Raw genomic sequence first — 1,320 nt, 5'->3', positions numbered from 1 at the left:
GGTTCTATCATATCTGTTGTTGGTCATGTCACAAGACATGATCGACAACAGATTTTTCTTTCTGTAATCTATGTATGTTGACACGAAAAAAGGATATCGACATTGCTTTATCCTTCCACGACCAAGTTTCAAGATAATATAAGAAAGCGGCGATATCCCATGTCTGATTCTACTAAAGTTCTGCTCAATATTGAAGATAAAAATGTTTTTATTGATGAGGTTGTCCGTGATGACCAGGCAATGCAGGTAAAGGCTCACCTAACCTATGTCCCTAAGGCCTGTTCAGAATGTGGCGTGTTGAATCAACACTCGATTATTAAATATGGCTGGCGAACGGTTCATGTTCGCTTACCAAAAACGGGTGAATGGGCTGTCGTCATGCATTTACGTAAACAATACTATGAGTGTCACGCATGTCGTGGACACTTTTTGGCTCACACAAGTATCGTTAAGCGTAACTGCTCAATATCTTACAATACGCATCAGGCTTGTTTATCGAAGCTAAACGAATCCGTCTCAATGAAACATATTGCACAAGAACTGAACACCTCGCCAAACTTCGTTTCGCGAGTGTTGAATCATTTTTCATCCGATTTTAAAACAGACTATCACCATCTTCCAGCTGCTCTCCACATCGATGAAATCAAGAGTACCAAGGATGCCCAAGGTTCGATGAGCTGTGTTCTGATGGACGGTGACCACCAGCTGCTTCGAGACATTCTTGACGTCCGAACCTTACCAGCTCTGACGCGTTATTTTAAACGTTATGACCTTGAAGTCCGGAATCAAGTTCGTTTCCTAGTGACAGACATGAACTATACCTATCCACAATTGACGGAAGAAATCTTTCCCAATGCGATTGTGATCATTGACCGATTTCACATCATTAATGCCATTCAACGTGGCTTAAATAAGACCCGTATTGAAGTGATGAAACAATTTGCGACATCATCGCGCGAGTATAAAGCCCTCAAAAAATATTGGAAATTATTACTCAAGCCGGCCGCAAACCTGGATTATAAGAACTTTCACCGCTTTTCCCAGTTTAAATACTTCACTACCGAAGTTGACGTTATTGATAATTTACTGAGCTTAAGTCCTGAATTGGCACAAGTCTACGCCTACGCACAGCGTTTGTGTGGGGCCGTCAGGACACATGATGTCGAAGAATTACGCAATGCCTTGGCCGATTCCGTTGGTGCACCTGAAACCTTTGAGACGTGCTTAACTTATATTCGTGAGCATCCTGACTACATTGAAAACACCTTGAGGCACAAAGATTACTCCAATGGTCCTTTGGAAGGAACGAATAATCGAATC

The 1,320-nt window shown here is 42.0% G+C and carries 1 protein-coding gene; it reads left to right on the top strand.

Features of this window, described 5'->3' with window-relative positions:
* Positions 1 to 159: 159 nt before the first annotated feature.
* Positions 160 to 1,320: ISL3 family transposase (locus GB992_RS10905; protein WP_161002462.1), on the top strand; the 1,161-nt coding region annotated here is incomplete at its 3' end.

The organism is Furfurilactobacillus milii, from assembly GCF_009863985.1.
In the GTDB taxonomy this organism is placed as follows: Bacteria; Bacillota; Bacilli; order Lactobacillales; family Lactobacillaceae; genus Furfurilactobacillus; species Furfurilactobacillus milii_A.
Note: the sequence above shows the minus strand (reverse complement) of the source record. Positions and strands in the feature narration are given on the sequence as shown.